The organism is Mycobacterium adipatum, from assembly GCF_001644575.1.
Lineage (GTDB): Bacteria > Actinomycetota > Actinomycetes > Mycobacteriales > Mycobacteriaceae > Mycobacterium > Mycobacterium adipatum.
In genome coordinates this window covers 4,080,232-4,100,767 of sequence record NZ_CP015596.1, presented here as the reverse complement: position 1 = coordinate 4,100,767, position 20,536 = coordinate 4,080,232, and the positions used below count along the sequence as shown (strand labels likewise).

Below are 20,536 nucleotides of genomic sequence, written 5' to 3'. Positions count from 1 at the left end.
CGTCCTATCCGGAATGTGGTGTGGTCGAGGATGTCCCGGTCCGCAGGTACCAGTCCAGCCAGCTGTCGAGCTCGCGGTAGGCCGCCGAGCGTGGCTCGGCGACCGACAGGAACACATCGTGTTTGGCGTCGATGATCGGCACCACGGTGAGCCGGTGCCCCACACAGCCCGACCACCGGGCGATCTGCGCGACGTCGAGCACCGCATCGCCGCGCTGGATCAGATCGGGATCGCCGGCCTCGGCGACGCTGCGGTCCGAGCGCAGGATCAGGCTGGGCACACCGACGTCGAGACCGCGGTGCAGCCGCTTCTGCCCGCGCCGGATCGCGTTGATCCAACCGAACGTGACCGGGAACCCGCCGACCGGCTTCCACTCCAGGTTGTACTCGAACTCGCCGGCGTAATCGCGGTGCAGGGTGGTGCCATACCCGCCGGGCGTCGGCTTGCGGACCACCTGCATCTTGCGGAGCCGGGCGAGTGCGATGAGAGCGGCCGACGTGGGCGGGGTGCGCAGGATGGCCGGCCCGTGCAGATCGAAGAACGGGCTGTTGAGCACCAGGCCGCTGATCGGGCCCGTCGCGCGGCGCCGGCGCAGCCGGTCCAGCCACAGCGTCACGATCAGCCCGCCGGCCGAATGCCCGTACACCAACACGTCGGCCGCGCCGATCGCGTCCAGCGCGGCCGCCAGCGCGCTGTCGTAGTGCGCCAGGTTGGAGGTGAAGTGCGGGGTCTGGCCGTCCCGGCGGGACCGACCGCACTTCGGTAGATCCAGCGCGTACACCGCGAACCCGCGCCCGGCGAAGTGATCGGCCAGGTCGGTGTGGAAGAAGTAGTCGGTGTAGCCGTGCACCAGGAGCACCGCACGTGCTGGGTGAGCAGCCGGTTCACCCCGGGCGACGACGGTGGCCACCAGGGTTCCCTCCCCGTCCGGATCGGCGCCGAGGGGCAGCGACCGCTGCCAATAGCCAGGTAATACGTCGGGCTCCCAGCCGGTCACCCTAGCCACTGTAGTGACCTGTACGGCCCGACCGCTTGTCCGGGCACCGGCGGGATAACCTTGTTGCGTGTCTGACCCGAAAGTAGCCAAGACGGACGTGGTGCTCGTCGGCGCCGGAATCATGAGTGCGACGCTCGGCGCGCTGCTGCGCCTCCTGCAACCCGACTGGTCGATCACCATGATCGAGCGCCTCGACGGTGCGGCCGCCGAAAGCAGCGACCCGTGGAACAACGCCGGCACCGGCCATTCGGCGCTCTGCGAGTTGAACTACACGCCGCAGAAGTCGGATGGCTCCATCGACACCGCCAAGGCCATCACCGTCAACGAGCAGTTCCAGGTGTCGCGCCAGTTCTGGGCCTACGCCGTCGAGAACGGCGTGCTGCCCGAGGTGCGCAGCTTCCTCAACCCGATCCCGCATGTGAGCTTCGTGCACGGTGCGGCCAACGCCAAGTATCTGCGCGCCCGCTATGAGGCGCTGGTGACCAACCCGTTGTTCGCGTCGATGGAGTACATCGACGACAAGGACGAGTTCGCCCGCCGGCTGCCGCTGATGGCGGCCAAGCGGGACTTCCGTGAGCCCGTCGCGCTGAACTGGACCCAGGCAGGCACCGACGTCGACTTCGGGTCGCTGTCGCGCCAGCTCATCGGGTACACCGCCAACCACGGGATGACCACGTTGTTCGGTCATGACGTGCGCGATCTGGACAAGCAGTCCGACGGCAGCTGGACGGTCAAGATCACCAATCGGCGCACCGGGGCCAAGAGCAAGATCAACGCCAAGTTCGTGTTTGTCGGCGCGGGTGGCGGCGCGCTGCCGTTGCTGCAGAAGGCGGGTATCCCGGAAGCCAAGGGCTTCGGCGGTTTCCCGGTGGGCGGCGCGTTCCTGCGTACCGGGAACCCGGAGCTGGCGGCGGCCCATCAGGCCAAGGTCTACGGCCTGCCGCCGCTGGGTGCCCCGCCGATGTCGGTGCCGCACTTGGACACCCGGGTGATCAACCACAAGTCCTGGCTGCTGTTCGGCCCGTTCGCCGGGTGGTCGCCGAAATTCCTCAAACAGGGCAAGGTCACCGATCTGCCGTTGTCGGTCAAGCCCAACAACCTGGCCTCGATGCTCGGTGTCGGGTTGACCGAGACGGGTCTGCTGAAATATCTGATCGGCCAGCTGCTGCTCAGCGAGAGCGCCCGCGTCGACACGTTGCGCGAATTCGCGCCCAGCGCGGTCGATTCCGATTGGGAGCTGGATATCGCCGGTCAGCGTGTCCAGGTGATCCGCCGCAAGGGTGCCGGTGGTGTGCTGGAGTTCGGCACCACGGTGCTGACCGCCGGTGACGGCACCATCGCCGGTCTGCTGGGCGCCTCGCCCGGTGCCTCGACGGCCGTGCCCGCCATGCTGGAGGTGATGGAGCGCTGCTTCGCCGACCAGTACCAGGGTTGGGTGCCCAAGCTCAAGGAGATGGTCCCGTCGCTGGGCACCAAGTTGTCCGCAGAGCCCGCCCTGTTCAACGAGGTGTGGGACTACGGCACCAAGGTCCTCAAGCTGGATGCGCCCGCGCCCGTATGACGGCCGCGCTGCGCCGCAGCTGGGCGAAGGATCTGGACGCCGCCACGCTCTATGAGCTGCTCAAGCTGCGCGTCGAGGTCTTCGTCGTCGAGCAGGCCTGCCCCTACCCGGAACTCGACGGCCGCGACCTGCTCGCGGAGACGCGCCATTTCTGGTTGGAGGGTGCCGACGGGCAGGTGATCTCGACGCTGCGGTTGATGGAGGAGCACCCCGGCGGAGAGAAGGTCTTCCGGATCGGACGGGTGTGCACCAAACGCGCCGACCGCGGGCACGGGCACACCGCGCGACTGATGCAGGCCGCGATCGCCGAGGTGGGCAACTACCCGTGCCGTATCGACGCACAGACCTATCTGCAGGACATGTACGGCGCCCACGGGTTCGTCCGCGACGGCGACGAGTACCTGGAGGACGGCATTCCGCACGTGCCGATGATCCGGCCGGGAGCGGTGACTCTGTGACGCAATCCGCTGCCCCCGTGCACTATCCCTTCAGCGCGCTGGTGGGCCACGACAGACTGCGGTTGGCCCTGGTGCTGTGCGCGGTGCGCCCCGATATCGGCGGTGTGCTGATCCGTGGTGAGAAGGGCACCGCGAAATCGACCGCGGTGCGCGCGCTGGCGGCGGTGCTGGCCCAGGTCGACGATGACGCGCGCCTGGTCGAGCTGCCGATCGGGGCGACCGAGGACCGGGTGGTCGGATCGCTGGATCTGCAAAAGGTGCTGCGCGACGGGGAGCACGCCTTCTCGCCGGGTCTACTGGCCCGCGCCCACGGCGGGGTGCTCTACGTCGACGAGGTGAACCTGCTGCACGATCACCTGGTCGACGTGCTGCTCGACGCGGCGGCGATGGGCCGGGTGCACATCGAACGCGACGGCGTTTCGCATTCCCATGATGCGCGTTTCGTGCTGATCGGCACGATGAATCCCGAAGAGGGTGAACTGCGTCCGCAGTTGCTCGACCGCTTCGGGCTGACCGTCGATGTGGCCGCCTCCCGCGATGTCGACGTCCGGGTGGAAGTGATCCGCTCGCGACTGGCCTTCGAAGCCGACCCGGCCGGGTTCGCCGCGGGTTACGTCGAGCAGGACAGCGAGCTGGCCCGGCGGATCGCCGCCGCGCGCGCTGCGGTGGCCGCAGTGCAGTTGCCGGACAACGAGTTACGGCGTATCGCTGCCCTGTGCGCGGCGTTCGACGTGGATGGCATGCGGGCTGACCTGGTGCTCGCGCGCACGGCGGTGGCGCACGCGGCCTGGCGTTGGAGTCGGGACGGGGCGAGCGAAGCGACGGGGAAGATCACCGTCGAGGAGCAGGACATCCGGGTGGCGGCCGAATTGGCGCTGCCGCACCGGCGCCGGCGCGACCCGTTCGATGATCCGGGCCTGGACCAGGAGCGCCTCGACGAGGCACTCGCGCAGACCGAAGAGGCGCCCGAAGATCCCGAGCCCGACCCGGAGCCCCCCGGTGGCGGTGGATCGGATACTCCGATGGACGGACCACCCCCGCAGGGAGATCCACAGAGCAACGGGCAGAGCGGTACGCCATCCGAGGCGCCGAAGCACACCGGCGCGCCCCCGACCCGGTCCAGCGCACCCCCGTCGGCCACCTTCCGGACCAAGGCGTTGGTGGTGCCCGGGGTCGGCGAAGGCGCCCCGGGCCGGCGATCCCGGGCCCGCAACCGCACCGGCAGTACCGTCGGCGCCACCGACGTTCCCGGCGAGGGCCATGGCACCCACGTGTTCGCCACGCTGCTCGCTGCGGTCAACCACCAGCGCCAGCCGGGCCGGCCGCGGGTGCAGCCCGACGATGTCCGGCGCGCCGTACGGGAGGGCCGGGAAGGCAACCTGGTGATCTTCGTGGTGGACGCCTCGGGCTCGATGGCGGCGCGGGACCGGATGTCCGCGGTCGGCGGCGCCACGCTGTCCCTGCTGCGTGATGCCTACCAACGCCGCGACAAGGTCGCGGTGATCACCTTCCGCGGCCAGCGTGCCGATGTGTTGCTGCCGCCGACATCCTCGGTGTACATCGCCGGCCGTCGGCTGGCCCGCTTCGACACCGGCGGCAAAACCCCGCTGGCACAGGGATTGCTGGCGGCCCGCGACGTGGTGCTGCGGGAGAAGGCACGCGACCGCGCGCGTCGTCCGCTCGTCGTGGTGCTGACCGACGGCCGCGCCACCGGCGGGCCGGACCCGCTGGGCCGGACCCGGACCGCCGCCCGGCTGTTGGTCGCCGAGGGGGCCGCGGCCGTGGTGGTGGATTGCGAGACGTCATTCGTGCGCCTGGGCTTGGCCGAACAGCTGGCCCAGCAGTTGGAGGCGCCCGCCGTGCGGCTGGCCCAGTTGCAGGCCGGCGAGTTGACATCGCTGGTCAAGACGGCGGCGTGAGGAGGCATCGTGCCACAGGGACAACCACTGACCGTGCCCGATGACGGACTGACCACCAGGGCCCGACGCAACGCTCCGCTGCTGGCGGTGCACACCGGTCCTGGGAAGGGAAAGTCGACCGCGGCGTTCGGGATGGCGCTGCGGGCCTGGAACCAGGGTTTCGACATCGCGGTGTTCCAATTCGTGAAGAGTGCCAAGTGGAAAGTGGGCGAGGAGAGCGCTTTTCGCGAGCTCGGCCGCCTGCACGACGAGCACGGCACCGGCGGGGCCGTGCAGTGGCACAAGATGGGCTCGGGCTGGTCGTGGACCCGCAAGCACGGCAGCGAGGTGGATCACGCCGAGACCGCGCGCGACGGGTGGGCCGAGATCACCCGCCGGATCGCCGCGCAGAGCCACGACTTCTATGTGCTCGACGAGTTCACCTACCCGCTCAAGTGGGGCTGGATCAGCACCGACGAGGTGATCGCCACGCTGGCCGACCGGCCGGGTAACCAGCATGTGGTGATCACCGGCCGCGACGCCCCGCAGGCGTTGATCGACGCCGCCGATCTGGTGACCGAGATGACCAAGGTCAAGCATCCGATGGACGCGGGCCGCAAGGGTCAGCGCGGCATCGAATGGTGAGTACCCCCGCGGTCGTCATTGCCGCACCCGCGTCGGGCAGCGGAAAGACCACCGTGGCAACGGGTTTGATGGGTGCCCTACGCAAGGCGGGGCACCGGGTCGCGCCGTTCAAGGTGGGTCCGGACTTCATCGACCCGGGATACCACGCCCTGGCGACCGGCCTGCCGGGCCGCAACCTGGATCCGGTGTTGCTGGGGGAGTCGCTGATCGGGCCGCTCTACCGGCACGGCTCCGCGGGGGCCGATATCGCCGTCGTCGAGGGTGTGATGGGGCTGTTCGACGGGCGGATCTCCGCCGACGCGGTGGGCCCGGCGCGCGGATCCACCGCACAGGTCGCCGGGCTGCTGGGGGCCCCGGTGGTGCTGGTGGTCGACGCGCGCGGCCAAAGCCACAGTATTGCGGCTCTGCTGCACGGCTTTTCGACCTTTGACACGTCTGTCCGGCTGGTCGGGGTGATCCTGAACCGGGTCGGGACGCCGCGCCACGAGCAGGTGTTGCGCCAGGCCTGCGAACAGGCGGGGGTTGCGGTGCTCGGTGCCATTCCCCGCACCGCCGAGCTGGAGGTGCCCTCCCGTCACCTCGGCCTGGTCACCGCCGTCGAATACGGGGCGCTCGCCGAACGTGCCGTCGCGGCGATGACGGACCTGGTGGCCCGGCACGTGGACATCCCGGCGCTGGTGGCGGCCGCCGCGAGCAACGTGGGTGCGGTGCCCTGGTCGCCGGATGTCAGCGAACCGGTTCCTCCGGTGCGGATCGCACTGGCCGCGGGGCGGGCGTTCAGCTTCGGTTACGCCGAGCACCGCGAACTGCTGAGCGCCGCCGGCGCCGAGGTGGTGGACTTCGATCCGCTGGTCGACGGGTTGCCCGAAGATACCGCGGCGCTGGTCATCCCGGGCGGGTTCCCGGAGCAGTTCACCGCCGAGCTGTCGGCCAACGAGGTCGTCCGTGCGCAGATCCGGGCGCTGGCCGCCGCGGGAGCCCCGGTGCACGCCGAATGCGCCGGGCTGACCTATCTGGTCGACGATCTCGACGGAGTACCGATGTGCGGGGTGCTGACCGGGTCGGCGCGGTTCACCGAGCGGCTCACGCTCGGGTACCGCGATGCTGTGGCGGTCACCGAATCCGCGTTGCACACCGTGGGGGAGCGGGTTTCCGGACACGAATTCCACCGCACGGCAGTAACTTTCGGACGTGACTATCCGATGGCCTGGGGGTTCCGTTCGGCAGCCGGGCAGCGGGTGGCCGACGGTGTGGTCGACGGCGGCGTGCACGCGGGCTACCTGCATACACACCCGGCGGCGCACCCGCACGCCAGCTCCCGCTTCGTCGCCGCGGCCGCAACCTTTAAGCTCGGCGCGTGACAGAGAACGCCTACCTGGTCGGCCTGCGTCTGGAAGGCCGCAAGGTCGTGGTGGTGGGTGGCGGCACGGTGGCCCAGCGGCGACTGCCGCTGCTGATCGCCGCCGGCGCCGACGTCCACGTGATCACCCGGGCGGCGACCCCATCGGTGGAGGCCTTCACGCCGATCACCTTGACGTTGCGCGATTTCCGTGACGAAGATCTCGACGGTGCCTGGTATGTGCTGGCGGCCACCGACGATCCGGACGTGAACGCGGCGATCGTGGCCGGTGCCGAACGGCGACGCATCTTCTGTGTGCGCGCCGACGTGGCCATCGAGGGCACCGCGGTCACGCCAGCATCCTTCGACTACGACGGACTCTCGGTCGGGGTGCTGGCCGGCGGCGAGCACCGGCGCTCGGCGGCCATCCGCAACGCCATCCACGATGCGCTGGCCACCGGCGCGATCGCCGACCGTAGCGGCGACCCGGGGGACGTGGTGCGCGAGGGTGTGGCGCTGGTCGGCGGCGGGCCCGGTGACCCTGAGCTGATCACGGTGCGCGGCCGGCGGCTGCTCGCGCACGCTGATGTGGTGGTCGCCGACCGGCTCGCACCGCCGGAACTGCTCGCCGAGCTGGGACCTCATGTCGAGATCATCGACGCGGCCAAGATTCCGTACGGCCGGGCGATGGCCCAGGAGGCCATCAACAACGTGCTGATCGAGCGAGCCAAGGCGGGCAAGTTCGTGGTCCGGCTCAAGGGCGGGGACCCGTTCGTCTTCGCGCGCGGCTACGAAGAGGTCATCGCGTGCGCGGAGGCGGGGGTTCCGGTGACTGTCGTCCCGGGTGTGACCAGCGCCATAGCGGTTCCGGCGCTGGCCGGCGTGCCGGTCACACACCGCCACGTCACCCATGAGTTCGTGGTGGTCAGCGGTCATGTTGCGCCGGACCATCCCGAATCGTTAGTGAATTGGGATGCGCTGGCCGCGATGTCCGGCACGATCGTCTTGCTGATGGCCGTGGAGCGCATCGAACTTTTTGCCGGTGCATTGCTGGCAGGCGGTAGACCAGCGGATACGCCGGTGATGGTGGTCCAGCACGGCACGACGGCCGCCCAGCGCACGGTGCGCGCGACGCTCACCGATGTCGGCGAACGGGTGCGTTCGGAGGGGATCCGGCCGCCCGCGATCATCGTTATCGGGCCCGTGGCGGGCTTCGGGCAGTTAAAGGATTCTTAAGATTACTGTAAGGTAACCCGGTATGACTGCTCTCAACGACGCTGGGCGTAAATCCAGCCGCCGGGACGACGCAGGTGGCAGCGACCGGGCCCTTCCAGTACACGTGGGCCGGGGGGATATGCGGCAAAACAGCAGGTTACCGGCGTGGGTGCCGCCCTGGAACTTCATTGCCGCGGTCATTGCCATCGGTGGTATGCAGCTGCTCGCGACCATGGACAGCACGGTCGCGATCGTCGCGCTTCCTAAGATCCAGGATGAGCTGGGACTCTCCGATGCGGGTCGCAGTTGGGTCATCACCGCCTACGTGCTGACCTTCGGTGGTCTGATGCTGCTGGGTGGGCGCCTCGGTGACACCATCGGTCGCAAACGCACCTTCATCGTCGGTGTTGCGCTGTTCACCATCGCCTCCGTGCTCTGCGGGGTGGCCTGGGACGAGGCCACCCTGGTGATCGCACGCCTGTTGCAGGGTGTCGGTGCCGCCATCGCGTCGCCCACCGGCCTGGCACTGATCGCTACGACGTTCCCCAAGGGCCCGGCCCGGAACAAGGCCACCGCGGTGTTCGCCGCCATGACCGGCGTCGGTTCGGTCATGGGCCTGGTCGTCGGCGGCGCGCTGACCGAGGTGTCCTGGCGCTGGGCGTTCCTGGTGAACGTGCCGATCGGCTTGATCATGCTCTACCTGGCCCGCACCCATCTGACCGAGACCAACCGCGCCCGGATGAAGCTCGACGCCGCCGGCGCCATCCTGGCGACGCTGTTCTGCACCGCCGCGGTGTTCGGGTTCTCGATGGGGCCCGAGCGGGGCTGGCTGTCGCCGATGACCCTTGCCTCGGGAGCGGCGGCCTGCGTGTTCGGGCTGGCCTTCCTCTACGTGGAACGCACGGCGGAGAACCCGGTGGTGCCGTTCTCGCTGTTCCGCGATCGCAACCGGGTGGCCACCTTCATCGCCGTGTTCCTGGCCGGCGGCGTGATGTTCACCCTGACGGTGCTGATCGGCCTGTATGTGCAGGACATCATGGGTTACAGCGCGCTGCGCGCCGGTATCGGCTTCATTCCCTTCGTGGTCGCGCTCGGCATCGGACTCGGGGTGTCCTCGCAGTTGGTGTCGCGGTTCGCGCCGCGCTGGCTGGTGATCGCCGGCGGCGTGTTCGTGCTCGCCGCGATGATCTACGGTTCGACGCTCAACGGTGACATCCCGTACTTCCCGAACCTGGTCATCCCGATCACGGTCGGCGGATTCGGCATCGGCATGATCGTGGTGCCGCTGACCGTGTCGGCGATCGCCGGGGTGGGGTTCGACGAGATCGGTCCGGTGTCGGCGATCGCGCTGATGCTGCAGAACCTCGGCGGACCGGTGGTGCTGGCCGTCATCCAGGCCGTCATCACCTCGCGCACCCTGTACCTGGGCGGTACGACCGGCCCGGTCAAGAACATGAACGAAGCCCAGCACAACGCGCTCGACGCCGGCTACACCTACGGCCTGCTGTGGGTGGCCGCGGTTGCCATCGTGGTCGGTGCGGTCGCGCTGTTCGTCCGCTACACCGCCGAGGAAGTGGCGCACGCCCAGGAGGTCAAGGACGCGATCGACGCGGGCGAGCTGGAGAGCTAGCCGGACCGCGCCCACGCAGAAAACACCCCACGCCCCCGGCGTGGGGTGTTTCGTGTATCGGCTGGGAATGCGGGTTTGGGCCGGCGCGTTACCGGGTAAAGACCTCCCGACCACGTGAACGTGCGCCTCTGTGAGCGCACCTGCGAGTGCCGTGCGTCAAAATCACATGCATGTAACTTGTCCACACCTGTGCATGAATCCTGTGGATAACCGTCGTCGGTAGGGTGGGAACCCATGTCGTGGTCGCAGCGTCCGGGTACGCGGCTCTCCGAAAGCGTGCTGGGCCCCGCCATCGTGGCGATCACCGGGATGCAACTGATGGCCACCCTCGACGGCACCATCGTCATCGTCGCGCTCCCGCGTATGCAGGCCGAACTGGCGTTGTCCGATGCGGGCAAGAGCTGGGTCATCACGGCCTACGTCCTGGCCTTCGGCGGTCTGCTGCTGCTCGGCGGCCGGATCGGGGACGCCCTCGGGCACAAACGCGCCTTTCTGTCCGGTGTGGGTACCTTTACCATCGCCTCGCTGGTCTGCGGCGTGGCCACCGACGAGATCACCCTCATCGCCGCGCGCGGCCTGCAGGGCATCGGCGCCGCGGTGGCCGCACCGACCGGCCTGGCCCTGATCGCCACCACCTATGCCGTCGGCCACCCGCGGAACAAGGCGTTGGCGGTATCGGCGGCCATGCAGGGCCTCGGCTCGGTGCTCGGCCTGATCCTCGGCGGCGCGTTGACCGAGCTGTCGTGGCGCTGGGCCTTCCTCATCAACGTGCCGATCGGCATCGCCATCATCGTCATCGCGGTGATCTGGATCGCCGAGACCGGCCACGAACGGCTCACCCTCGACGTGACGGGCGCCCTGCTGGCCACCCTGACCTGTGCCGCCGCCGTGTTGGTGTTCACCCAGGGCCCGCCGCGCGGCTGGATCGATCCGTGGGTGTTCGGCGCCGCCGCGGCGGCCGTGCTGGCGGCGGTGGGATTCGTTGTCGTCGAACGACGCGCGGACAACCCGCTGGTGCCGTTCTCGGTCTTCGACAACCCCAGCCGGGTCGCGACGTTCGTCGCGTACTTCCTGGCCGGCGGCGTCATGCTGACGGTCAGCGTGATGATCGGCCTGTTGGTGCAGGACGTGCTCGGCTACTCCGCCCTGCATGCCGGCATCTGCTTCATCCCGTTCGCGCTCGGCATGGGGGTCGGCAACCTGGCCGCCACCCGGTTCGCGCCCCGGTTCGCGCCCCGCTGGCTGGTGATCGGGGCGGGCAGCCTGGTGCTGGCCGCCATGCTGTTCGGGTCGACGCTGGAACGCGATGTGCCGTACTTCCCGGATCTGGTGGTGCTGTTCGTGCTGGGCGGGCTCGGTATCGGCGTGATCTCGGTGGTGCTGCCGCTGTGCGCGGTCGCCGGGGTCGGGCCCCGCGATATCGGACCGGTGTCGGCGGTGACGCTGATGGTCTACAACCTCGGCGGCCCGATCGTGCTCGTCATCATCCAGGCCGTGCAGACCTCGCGCACGCTGTATCTGGGCGGGACGACGGGGCCGGTGCACGATATGACGCCCGCCCAGCTCGACGCGCTCGGGCACGGCTACACCTACTCGCTGCTGTGGGTGGCCGGCATCGCCGTGCTCGTCGGCGCGGCCGCCCTGGGCATCCGCTTCACCGCCGCCCAGATCGCCAGCGCCCAGCACACCAAGGAAGCCGTCGAGGCGGGCGAACTGTGACCCCGACCCGGCAGCAGATCTCGGATGCCACCGCCGCGCAGGGCTGGCGTCTGGTCCTCGGGGCGATTCACGCGCAGGTGCGGGTGCGCACGCTGGCCGAAGCCGCCGAGGTGGCCACCCTGTCCGCCGCGGCGTGTGCCGACACGCCCGGACATCTGCAGCTGGATCTGCGCGCAGACCGCGCGTTGCTGCGGCTGCAGTCCGAGGTGGACGGGTCGGTGACCACTCAAGATCTGGAACTGGCCGGTCGGCTGGCCGTCTCGCTGCGGACCGCGGGCTGGACGCTCGAACCCGGCGCCGATCTCCACGTCCTCGAGATCGCCATCGACGCGCTCGACATCGCCGCGGTGCGGCCCTTCTGGAAGGCCGTGACGGGCTACGTCGACGCGCGCAGTGCGGCGGATCTGAATCAGGGTCTGGTCGACCCGGCCGGTCGTGGCCCGGCGATCTGGTTCCAGCAGATGGATGTCGCACGACATGAGTCCCGCAATCGGATCCATATCGACGTCGACATCGCCCACGATGCGGCCGCAGCGCGGATCGAGGCGGCGCTGGCCGCGGGCGGGGTGATGCTCAGCGATCACCGCGCTCCGGCGTTCTGGGTGCTCGCCGATTCCGAAGGCAACGAGGCATGCGTCTGCACCTGGCAGGGGCGCGACTGAATTGGATTGCGGGGCTGCGCGGTCGCCCGACTAGGCTTGCCGCTCGTGATCACCCGTATGTCCGAGCTGTTCCTGCGAACCCTGCGTGACGACCCCGCCGACGCCGAAGTCCCCAGCCACAAGCTGCTGATCCGCGCCGGCTACGTCCGCGCGGTCGGCCCGGGGATCTACAGCTGGCTGCCCCTGGGTCTGCGGGTGCTGCGCAAGATCGAGAACATCGTCCGCAGCGAGATGAATGCCATCGGCGGCCAGGAGATCCTGCTGCCCGCGCTGTTGCCGCGCGCCCCGTACGAGACCACCAATCGCTGGACCGAATACGGCGACACCCTGTTCCGGCTGCAGGACCGGCGCAACAACGACTATCTGCTCGGCCCGACCCACGAGGAACTGTTCACCCTGACGGTGAAGGGGGAGTATTCCTCCTACAAGGACCTGCCGGTGCTGCTCTATCAGATCCAGACCAAGTACCGCGACGAAGCGCGACCGCGCGCCGGCATCCTGCGCGGCCGGGAGTTCGTGATGAAGGACTCCTACTCCTTCGATGTCGACGACGACGGCCTCAAGACCGCCTATCACAACCATCGCGAGGCCTACCAGCGCATCTTCAACCGGCTCGGGGTCAAGTACGTGATCGTCTCGGCGGTGTCCGGAGCGATGGGCGGCAGCGCTTCCGAGGAGTTCCTCGCCGAGAGCGAGGTCGGTGAGGACACCTTCGTGCGCTGCGTGGAATCGGGTTACGCGGCCAACGTCGAGGCCGTGATCACCCGGGCTCCCGCCGATGTGCCGCTGGCGGGCCAGCCCGCCGCCGTCGTGCACGACACCCCGGACGCGCCGACCATCGCGACCCTGGTCGACTGGGCCAACTCGGCCGGGCTCGCCCAGTTCGACGGACGGACCGTCACCGCGGCGGACACCCTGAAGAACGTCCTGCTGAAAACCCGTGAACCGGGCGGCGAGTGGGAGCTGCTCGGGATCGGCATTCCCGGCGACCGCGAGGTCGACGAGAAGCGCCTGGGCGCCGCGCTGGAACCGGCCGATTTCGCCCTGCTCGACGATGCCGATTTCGCCGCTCACCCGTTCCTGGTGAAGGGGTACGTCGGACCGAAAGCGTTGCAGGACAACGGTGTCCGATACCTTGTCGATCCACGGGTGGTGACCGGCACCTCCTGGATCACCGGAGCGGATGAACCCAACAAGCACGTGGTGGGCCTGGTCGCGGGCCGCGATTTCACCCCCGACGGCACCATCGAGGCCGCCGATGTGCGCGATGGTGACCCCTCCCCGGACGGTGCCGGGGTACTCACCTCGGCCCGTGGCATCGAGATCGGCCATATCTTCCAGCTCGGTCGCAAGTACGCCGACGCGTTCTCCGCCGACGTGCTCGGTGAGAACGGCAAGCCGGTCCGGCTCACCATGGGCTCCTACGGAATCGGGGTGTCCCGGTTGGTCGCAGTGATCGCCGAACAGCAGCACGACGAGATCGGGCTGCGCTGGCCCAGCGCCGTGGCACCCTTCGATGTGCACGTCGTCATCGCCAACAAGGACGCCGGCGCCCGCGAGGGGGCAGGAGAGCTGGCCGGTGAACTGTCTCGGCTGGGCTTCGAGGTGCTCTTCGACGACCGCACCTCCTCGCCCGGGGTGAAGTTCAAGGACGCCGAACTGCTCGGCATGCCGTGGATCGTGGTGGTCGGACGCGGCTGGGCAGACGGTGTGGTCGAACTGCGCAACCGCTTCACCGGCGAGGCCCGCGAACTCGCCGTCGACGGCGCGGCCGCCGAAGTGGCCGCCCAGCTGCGGGCCTAGCCGGTCGTCTCTGGCCCGCCCGGGAAAGCCATGGTGATCTGGGGGACCCCGAGCACCTGGTTCCAGCGGGCGGCCAGCACCGCGGCCTGCGTCATGGCGGTCACCGCGAAGCGGCGATCCTCCGGTGTCTGCGCCTGTTCCAGTACCGCCCGCCACGCGGTGGCGGTGTCGGACTCCATGCGCACCGCGAGCTCGGCCGCATCGCCGGGATCGGTCACCTCCAGCGGTAGCTGGTAACCGGGGGCCGGCAGTGGCGGGGTGACCGAGTGTCCGGTCAGCATCACCAGTGCCGCTTCGCGACGCGTCCGGTGCTGGGCCATCGCCTCGGCGACCAGTGCGTTGTCCTCGGGGGTGGAATGCGCCGAGACCATGCCGTAGCCGTAGATCACGCCGTGTTCGGTCGCGACGGCGTCGAACAACGCCGCCTGCGCGGCGTCGGCCGGTCGGTCCGGGTCGGGGCTGGGCTGGGCCGAGGTCACGGCTTGCGCTCCGGATTGCCGAGGGCCACCTGGTATGCGGCGGTGCAGGACGCGGCGATCGAGCCCAGCAGGCCGGCGCGGTATCCGTTCATCTGGGTGGCGACCCGGGCGGCATCTTCGCCCGACTCGCGCAGTGCCGTCGCGACGGCGGTCACGCCCGGTTTGGCCACCGGCGCCGCGTCCGCGCCGGTACTGTTCGCCGGTGCGGCGCTCGCGGTGGGTACGTCGCCCTCGGTCAACCGGGTGATCTCGTCGGCCAGTGCCCGGGCATGGGCGGTGCGCTCGGCGGCGATGGCGGTCAGGGTGGCCACCATGTCCGCCGTCAGCGTCCGTCCGATCGGAGCGGTGGCGGCCTCACCGGCCAGCAGGCTGTCGGCGTTGGCGCGGTCGAACTGAGTCCTCAGGTCGGCGAGCTCTGCCGGTGGAGGCGGTGGTGTGCAGCCCGCCGTCCCGGAGAGCAGGCCCACTGCCAGCGTCGCGGGCAGGGCGCCGGTCAACAGGCGGCGCCGGGTCAGGGTGGGCGGGGCGCTCGGCACGCCCACATCCTGCCATGTTCGGCAGCGCCGCTCGTTTGGTCAAAGGCGAGTCGGGCCTGGCGTATCGTTTGGTAACCGAACCCGGGCCCAGGCGGCCCGGGGAATGTGTCCGCACAACTCAAGACGAGGAGCTCGCCGTGGCATCGGATGACCCGCTGCGGTCTGCGCAGCTACCGTCGCGTGAGCGGGTGATCGAGCTTCTCGACGGGGCGTTCGTCCGGGCGGGCTACGAGGTCGAAGATGTCCTGATCGGCGGCGGCCGTCCGCCGCGGCTCACCGTGGTCGCCGATGCCGAGGGCGGCGTGGACCTCGACGCCATCGCCGCGTTGTCGAAAGTCGCCTCGGCCGCCCTGGACGCGGCCGAGGAGACCGCGGGGGACTTCGGCGCCTATGTCCTGGAGGTGACCTCCCGCGGCGTCGACCGGCCGCTGACCTCCGAGACGCATTTCCGCCGTTCCCGCGCGCGCAAGGTCGACGTCGAGCTGGCGGACGGATCGGCGCTGACCGGTCGGATCGGGCAGGTCGCCGACGGTGTGGTGACGCTCGTCGTCGCCGCGGGCAGGGATTTCGAGATCCGCCCGATTGCCGTCACCGCGATCGCCAAAGCAATTGTGCAAGTGGAATTTTCGCCGCCGAACCGGCGCGAGTTGGAGCTGATCGAGCAATCAGGAAAGGGGGACGACGAATGAACATCGACATGGCGGCGCTTCATGCCATCGAGGCCGACAAGGGGATCTCGGTCGATATCGTCGTGGACACCATCAAATCTGCGTTGCTGACCGCCTACCGGCACACCGAGGGGCACGAGGCCGACGCGCGTATCGACGTCGACCGCAAGACCGGTGTGGTCAAGGTGATGGCCAGGGAGACCGATGACGACGGCAACCTGATCAACGAATGGGACGACACCCCAGAGGGATTCGGCCGTATCGCGGCGACCACGGCGCGCCAGGTGATCCTGCAGCGGCTACGCGACGCCGAGAACGAGCGGATGTACGGCGAGTTCTCCGCGCGTGAGGGCGACATCGTGGCCGGGGTGGTGCAGCGCGACGCCCGGGAGAACACCCGTGGCAACGTGGTCGTGCGGGTCGGTACCGAGGCCAAGGGCTCCGATGGCATGATCCGGCCCGCCGAGCAGGTGCCCGGCGAGGGCTACGAACACGGTGACCGATTGCGCTGTTATGTCATCGGCGTGTCCCGCGGTGCCCGCGAGCCCAAGATCGAGCTGTCCCGGACCCACCCGAACCTGGTGCGCAAACTGTTCGCCCTCGAGGTCCCCGAGATCGCGGACGGGTCGGTGGACATCGTGGCGGTGGCCCGTGAGGCCGGTCACCGGTCCAAGATTGCCGTCGCGTCCCGGGTGCCCGGCCTGAACGCCAAGGGCGCGTGTATCGGCCCGATGGGGCAGCGCGTCCGCAATGTGATGAGCGAGCTGTCGGGGGAGAAGATCGACATCATCGACTTCGACGAGGACCCGGCCCGGTTCGTCGCGAACGCGCTGTCGCCGGCCAAGGTGGTCTCGGTGACCGTCATCGACGAGAGCACCCGGGCCGCCCGGGTGGTGGTGCCGGACTTCCAGCTGTCGCTGGCGATCGGCAAAGAGGGGCAGAACGCCAGGCTGGCGGCCCGCCTGACCGGGTGGCGCATCGATATCCGCAGTGACGCCGCGCCCGAACCCGGCGCCGGGTGACCCGTTGCGGCACGCGATTCTTTCTGCGCGAACTCCGGACGGTAGACTCGACCATGATCCAGCGCGAGACTTCGGCCATCCCGGCTCGTGTGCATCGGAGCCCAGACGGACCGGTGCGCACGTGTGTGGGATGCCGGAAGCGAGAACTGGCCGTCGAACTGCTTCGAGTGGCCGCTGTATCCGACAGGCCCGGCAATTACGCCGTGACTGTGGACACAACGGGTAACCTGCCGGGGCGGGGTGCATGGCTGCATCCCGACCCACAGTGTCTTGAAGCGGCAGTCCGTCGGCGAGCGTTCGTCCGAGCGTTGCGCATCACCGGTTCACCGGATACATCCGCGGTGGTCGAGTACGTCAGTGCCACACTGGGCGCTGACGGGTTCGGCCCCACCGGCTAGAGAACAGGTAGCGAAGAACATGAGCACACCGTGAAGTCCCGATGACCATGCGTCATAGCTAAACCCGAGGCGCGGCCCCACCACCGCTGTCGCCTCCAAACGAGGAGAAGTAGTGGCAGGTAAGGCCCGCGTGCACGAGTTGGCTAAGGAACTCGGTGTCACCAGTAAGGAAGTTCTCGCCCGGCTGAGCGCCCAGGGTGAATTCGTCAAATCGGCGTCGTCGACGGTGGAAGCCCCCGTCGCGCGCCGGCTGCGTGAGTCGTTCGGTGGCGGAAAATCCGCCGCCGCGACCGACGCACCCGCCCCGAAAGCCGCCGGCAAGCCGGCAGCGCCGTCCGGTGGCGGTCCCAAGCCCGGCCCCAAGCCGGCACCTCAGGCGCCCCCGGCGCCTCCCGCGCCGCCGGCTCCGGCCCCCGCGGCTCCGGCAGCCCAGGCGCCGCCGGCACCGGCCGCTCCCGCGGCTCCGGCAGCCAAACCGGCGACCCCCGCGCCGCCCGCTCCGGCCGCACCGGCCGCATCGGCGGGCACCCAGACCCCAGGTCCCCGTCCGGGCCCGACTCCGGGACCCAAGCCCGCCCCGCGCGCCCCGCGCGTCGGCAACAACCCGTTCTCCTCGCAGGCGCCGGCCGAGCGTCCGGCACCGCGTCCGGCCGCCGGTCCCGGCGGTCCCCGTCCGGGCCCCGGTCCCGGTGGCCCGCGCCCGGGCGCACCCCGTCCCGGTGGAGCCTCACCAGGCAATATGCCCCCTCGTCCGCCGGGTGCGCGTCCCGGTGCGACCGGTCGTCCCGGCGGACCGCGTCCCGGTCCGGGCGGTCGTCCGGCTCCCGGTGGCCGTCCCGGTGGCGGTGGTGGCGGTAACTACCGCGGTGGCGGTGCGGGCGGCGGCGCCGGTGCAGGTGCCGGTGCCGGCGGAGCAGCAGCCGGTGGTTTCCGTGGCCGTCCCGGTGGCGGTGGCGGCGGTGGTCGTCCCGGCCAGCGCGGCGGTGCCGCGGGCGCCTTCGGTCGTCCCGGCGGTGCGGTCCGTCGTGGCCGCAAGTCGAAGCGGGCGAAACGCGCCGAATACGAGAACATGCAGGCCCCGGTCGTCGGTGGGGTGCGGTTGCCGCACGGCAACGGCGAGATCATCCGGCTGGCCCGCGGTGCGTCGCTGGTCGACTTCGCCGACAAGATCAACGCCAACCCGGCCTCGCTGGTGCAGGCCCTGTTCAACCTGGGCGAGATGGTCACCGCCACCCAGTCGGTGGACGACTCGACGCTGGAACTGCTCGGCAGCGAGATGAACTACGTCGTGCAGGTGGTGTCCCCGGAGGACGAGGACCGCGAACTGCTGCAGTCGTTCGACCTGACCTACGGCGAGGACGAGGGCGGTGAGGAAGATCTCGAGTTCCGTCCGCCGGTCGTCACCGTGATGGGTCACGTCGACCACGGCAAGACCCGCCTGTTGGACACCATCCGTAACGCCAGCGTGCGTGAGGGCGAGGCCGGTGGCATCACCCAGCACATCGGTGCCTACCAGGTCGCCGTCGAGCACGAGGGTGCCGAGCGGCTCATCACCTTCATCGACACCCCCGGTCACGAGGCATTCACCGCGATGCGTGCCCGTGGCGCGAAGGCCACCGATATCGCGATCCTGGTGGTCGCCGCCGATGACGGTGTGATGCCGCAGACGGTGGAGGCCATCAACCACGCGCAAGCGGCCGATGTGCCGATCGTGGTGGCGGTCAACAAGATCGACAAGGAGGGCGCCGACCCGGCCAAGATTCGGGCGCAGCTCACCGAGTACAACCTGGTGGCCGAGGAGTACGGCGGCGACACCATGTTCGTCGACATCTCGGCCAAGAACGGGGTCAACATCCAGGCGCTCGAGGAGGCGGTGCTGTTGACCGCCGACGCGTCGCTGGACCTGCGGGCCAACCCCGATATGGAAGCCCAGGGTGTGGCGATCGAAGCGCACCTCGACCGTGGCCGCGGCCCGGTGGCCACCGTGCTGATCCAGCGCGGCACGCTGCGCGTCGGGGACTCGATCGTCGCCGGCGATGCCTATGGTCGCGTGCGCCGCATGGTCGACGAGCACGGCGAGGACATCCACGAGGCGCTGCCGTCGCGTCCCGTCCAGGTCATCGGCTTCACGTCGGTGCCCGGGGCCGGCGACAACCTGCTGGTGGTCGACGAGGACCGGATTGCCCGGCAGATCGCCGATCGACGCAGTGCCCGCAAGCGCAACGCGCTGGCAGCGCGGAGCCGCAAGCGCATCAGCCTGGACGATCTGGATGCAGCGTTGAAGGAGACTTCACAGCTGAACCTGATCCTCAAGGGCGACAACTCCGGCACCGTGGAGGCGCTGGAGGAGGCCCTGCTGGGTATCGAGATCGACGACGAGGTGGAACTGCGCGTCATCGACCGCGGTGTCGGTGGTGTCACCGAGACCAACGTCAACCTGGCGTCGGCGTCGAATGCCATCATCATCGGCTTCAACGTGCGCTCCGAGGGCAAGGCCACCGAGCTGGCCAACCGCGAGGGTGTCGACATCCGCTACTACTCGGTGATCTACCAGGCCATCGACGAGATCCAGAGCGCGCTCAAGGGCATGCTCAAGCCGGTCTACGAGGAGAAGGAACTCGGCCGCGCCGAGATCCGGGCCATCTTCCGGTCCTCCAAGGTCGGCAATATCGCCGGTTGCCTCGTCACCTCCGGCATCATGCGCCGCAACGCCAAGGCGCGCCTGCTGCGGGACAACGTGGTGGTTGCCGAGACGGTCACCATCTCCTCGCTGAAGCGGGAGAAGGATGACGCCACCGAGGTGCGCGACGGCTACGAGTGTGGTCTCACGCTGACCTACAACGACATCAAAGAGGGCGACGTCATCGAGGCGTACGAACTCGTCGAGAAGGAACGCACCTAAGTCATGGCTGATGTTGGGCGTGCACGCCGCTTGTCCAAGCGCATCGGCACGGTCGTGGCCTCGGCCATCGAGTTCGAGATCAAGGATCCCCCGTTGGCCTTCGTGACCGTCACGGACACGAAGGTCACGGGAGACCTGCACGACGCCACCGTGTACTACACGGTGCGCGGCGCGACGCTGCAGGACGAGCCCGATTACGACGGTGCGGCCGCGGCGCTGGAGCGTGCCAGGGGCATCCTGCGCAGCAAGGTCGGTGCGGCCACCGGGGTGCGCTTCACCCCGACGCTGTCGTTCGTGCTGGACAAGGTGCCGGAGACCTCGGCGCACATGGAGGCCTTGCTGGCCCGTGCCCGGGCGGCGGATGCTGATCTGGCTCGGATCCGCGAAGGCGCCACACCGGCGGGGGAGGCCGACCCGTACCGGGTGGCTCCCACCGACGGCGATCCGGCCGATCCTGCGGAGATCGAACGACCGTAGTTTTCTGCACGTCTCTGCCCCGGCGGTATCCGCCGGGGCAGTGGCGCGTCCGGGTGCCCGTCGGTGCCTCATGCATGTTTGCCCGATAGCGGGCACCGGGGCTGGGCGCTGGGCCGATACCCATCCG

The 20,536-nt window shown here is 69.4% G+C and carries 18 protein-coding genes; 15 read left to right on the top strand and 3 right to left on the bottom strand.

Annotated elements, in window-relative coordinates; all coding sequences use genetic code 11:
- Positions 1–4: 4 nt before the first annotated feature.
- Entirely contained in the window at positions 5–997 is a 993-nt protein-coding gene (locus tag A7U43_RS19455; protein WP_067998532.1) for an alpha/beta hydrolase, read from the bottom strand.
- Between the two features lie 121 nt (positions 998–1,118).
- Between A7U43_RS19455 and mqo the strand changes: the two genes are divergently transcribed.
- The 10 genes from mqo (at position 1,119) to A7U43_RS19405 (ending at position 13,927) form a co-directional block, all read left to right on the top strand.
- Entirely contained in the window at positions 1,119–2,558 is a 1,440-nt protein-coding gene (gene mqo, locus A7U43_RS19450; protein WP_418287697.1) for a malate dehydrogenase (quinone), read from the top strand.
- Positions 2,555–3,016, top strand: coding sequence for a GNAT family N-acetyltransferase (locus A7U43_RS19445; RefSeq protein WP_067998529.1), 462 nt, complete (start codon positions 2,555–2,557; stop codon positions 3,014–3,016). The genes mqo and A7U43_RS19445 overlap by 4 nt, the downstream gene beginning before the upstream one ends.
- A 17-nt stretch (positions 3,017–3,033) precedes the next feature.
- A complete protein-coding gene (locus A7U43_RS19440; protein WP_068003201.1) occupies positions 3,034–4,935 on the top strand; it encodes a magnesium chelatase subunit D family protein in 1,902 nt (633 codons plus the stop codon).
- 9 nt (positions 4,936–4,944) lie between these two features.
- Positions 4,945–5,559, top strand: coding sequence for a cob(I)yrinic acid a,c-diamide adenosyltransferase (gene cobO / locus A7U43_RS19435; RefSeq protein WP_067998526.1), 615 nt, complete (start codon positions 4,945–4,947; stop codon positions 5,557–5,559).
- Positions 5,556–6,920 (top strand): cobyrinate a,c-diamide synthase, encoded by a 1,365-nt coding sequence (locus tag A7U43_RS19430; RefSeq protein WP_156525967.1) that lies wholly within the window; start codon positions 5,556–5,558, stop codon positions 6,918–6,920. Before cobO ends, A7U43_RS19430 begins: the two co-directional genes overlap by 4 nt.
- Positions 6,917–8,134, top strand: a complete 1,218-nt coding sequence (gene cobA, locus A7U43_RS19425) for a uroporphyrinogen-III C-methyltransferase (RefSeq protein WP_067998522.1) — start codon at positions 6,917–6,919, stop codon at positions 8,132–8,134. The genes A7U43_RS19430 and cobA overlap by 4 nt, the downstream gene beginning before the upstream one ends.
- A gap of 118 nt (positions 8,135–8,252) precedes the next feature.
- Positions 8,253–9,743 carry an MFS transporter gene (locus tag A7U43_RS19420; RefSeq protein WP_156525966.1) on the top strand — a complete coding sequence of 497 codons (1,491 nt, stop codon included), beginning with the start codon at positions 8,253–8,255 and terminating at the stop codon, positions 9,741–9,743.
- 234 nt (positions 9,744–9,977) lie between these two features.
- The gene (locus tag A7U43_RS19415) at positions 9,978–11,462 is read left to right on the top strand and encodes an MFS transporter (protein WP_067998519.1); all 1,485 of its coding nucleotides are present in this window, start codon (positions 9,978–9,980) and stop codon (positions 11,460–11,462) included.
- A complete protein-coding gene (locus A7U43_RS19410; protein ID WP_067998517.1) occupies positions 11,459–12,124 on the top strand; it encodes a VOC family protein in 666 nt (221 codons plus the stop codon). The genes A7U43_RS19415 and A7U43_RS19410 overlap by 4 nt, the downstream gene beginning before the upstream one ends.
- A 45-nt stretch (positions 12,125–12,169) precedes the next feature.
- Complete coding sequence (locus A7U43_RS19405; protein WP_068003197.1) at positions 12,170–13,927, top strand: proline--tRNA ligase; 1,758 nt, start codon at positions 12,170–12,172, stop codon at positions 13,925–13,927.
- Here A7U43_RS19405 and A7U43_RS19400 read toward each other — a convergent pair.
- Both A7U43_RS19400 and A7U43_RS19395 read right to left on the bottom strand, forming a co-directional pair.
- Positions 13,924–14,406, bottom strand: coding sequence for a ferritin-like domain-containing protein (locus tag A7U43_RS19400; protein ID WP_067998515.1), 483 nt, complete (start codon positions 14,404–14,406; stop codon positions 13,924–13,926). The two genes, A7U43_RS19405 and A7U43_RS19400, sit on opposite strands and share 4 nt — an antisense overlap.
- Complete coding sequence (locus A7U43_RS19395) at positions 14,403–14,942, bottom strand: hypothetical protein (protein ID WP_068003195.1); 540 nt, start codon at positions 14,940–14,942, stop codon at positions 14,403–14,405. The genes A7U43_RS19400 and A7U43_RS19395 overlap by 4 nt, the downstream gene beginning before the upstream one ends.
- 137 nt (positions 14,943–15,079) lie before the next feature.
- Between A7U43_RS19395 and rimP the strand changes: the two genes are divergently transcribed.
- From rimP to rbfA, 5 genes are all read left to right on the top strand, one after another.
- On the top strand, positions 15,080–15,631 hold the full coding sequence (rimP, locus tag A7U43_RS19390) for a ribosome maturation factor RimP (RefSeq protein ID WP_067998514.1): 552 nt from the start codon (positions 15,080–15,082) through the stop codon (positions 15,629–15,631).
- Positions 15,628–16,632: a transcription termination factor NusA gene (gene nusA, locus A7U43_RS19385; protein WP_067998511.1), complete on the top strand. Its 1,005-nt coding sequence runs from the start codon at positions 15,628–15,630 to the stop codon at positions 16,630–16,632. The genes rimP and nusA overlap by 4 nt, the downstream gene beginning before the upstream one ends.
- Positions 16,633–16,685: 53 nt before the next feature.
- A complete protein-coding gene (locus A7U43_RS29230; protein ID WP_156525965.1) occupies positions 16,686–17,030 on the top strand; it encodes a YlxR family protein in 345 nt (114 codons plus the stop codon).
- Between the two features lie 112 nt (positions 17,031–17,142).
- The gene (infB, locus tag A7U43_RS19380) at positions 17,143–19,932 is read left to right on the top strand and encodes a translation initiation factor IF-2 (RefSeq protein ID WP_082902217.1); all 2,790 of its coding nucleotides are present in this window, start codon (positions 17,143–17,145) and stop codon (positions 19,930–19,932) included.
- A gap of 3 nt (positions 19,933–19,935) precedes the next feature.
- Positions 19,936–20,409, top strand: a complete 474-nt coding sequence (gene rbfA, locus A7U43_RS19375) for a 30S ribosome-binding factor RbfA (RefSeq protein ID WP_067998508.1) — start codon at positions 19,936–19,938, stop codon at positions 20,407–20,409.
- The last annotated feature ends 127 nt before the right edge of the window (positions 20,410–20,536 follow it).